Raw genomic sequence first — 1036 nt, 5'->3', positions numbered from 1 at the left:
CCACTTAGAGATTCAACGTCACCACAAATAACCGTGTTACCTTCAATCTCCGCTTTCGCCCCCATACGCATCAGCTCAGGCACGTGCATAAAGCGGTTTTCAAAGATAGTTTCAGTGATCACGCCGCCGCCTTTCGCCATCATGTTCAATAGCGTAAATTGCGCTTGCATGTCTGTCGGGAAACCAGGGTGAGGCGCAGTGCGAATACTTACTGCTTTTAACTCACGGTCTGTCATATCAACAGAGATCCAGTCTTCACCTGTCTCCACCAATGCGCCCGCTTCTTCTAGCTTCGCTAGAACCGCTTCAAGCAAGTGACCGTTGGTATTACGACAAACCACTTTACCGCCAGATACCGCTGCAGCTACTAGGAATGTCCCCGTTTCAATACGGTCTGCTACGACACGGTGCTTGCCGCCACCTAAGCGCTCAACACCTTCGATAGTGATGGTGTCTGTACCCGCGCCAGAGATTTTCGCGCCAAGTTTATTTAGGAAATCCGCCGTATCGACGATTTCAGGTTCGCGCGCTGCGTTATCTAACGTTGTGGTACCTTCAGCCAAAGCTGCTGCACACATGATGGTAATGGTCGCGCCAACGCTCACTTTGTCCATCACGATGTGCGCGCCTTTCAGACGACCATCAACTTCAGCTTTCACGTAACCATCTTCAAGTGTGATGGTTGCGCCTAGTTGTTCCAGGCCAGTAATGTGCAAGTCAACTGGACGTGCGCCGATAGCACAACCACCAGGTAGAGAAACTTGACCTTGACCAAAACGAGCCACAAGTGGGCCTAACGCCCAGATAGAAGCACGCATGGTTTTAACTAAATCATAAGGAGCGCAATATTCATTGATGCTGCTTGGATCGACGTGAACAGAACCGTTACGGCTTACTTTAGCGCCAAGGCGTTTTAGTAGCTCCATGGTTGTGTCGATATCGCGAAGATGTGGTACGTTTGCCACTTCTACAGGCTCTTCAGCCAAGATAGACGCAAATAAAATAGGCAGTGCTGCGTTTTTTGCACCAGAAATGG

Annotated in this window: 1 protein-coding gene; it reads right to left on the bottom strand. The window is 49.9% G+C overall.

Annotation, left to right across the window (positions count from 1 at the left end):
• Positions 1–1034 (bottom strand): UDP-N-acetylglucosamine 1-carboxyvinyltransferase (murA, locus tag R7Z49_RS23650; protein WP_318112158.1); only part of this gene is annotated, 1034 nt, incomplete at its 3' end.
• Between the last annotated feature and the right edge of the window lie 2 nt (positions 1035–1036).

The organism is Vibrio sp. 1562, from assembly GCF_033340155.1.
Lineage (GTDB): Bacteria > Pseudomonadota > Gammaproteobacteria > Enterobacterales > Vibrionaceae > Vibrio > Vibrio alginolyticus.
The sequence above is the reverse complement of the archived record's forward strand: the minus strand, read 5'-3'. Positions and strand labels throughout refer to the sequence as shown.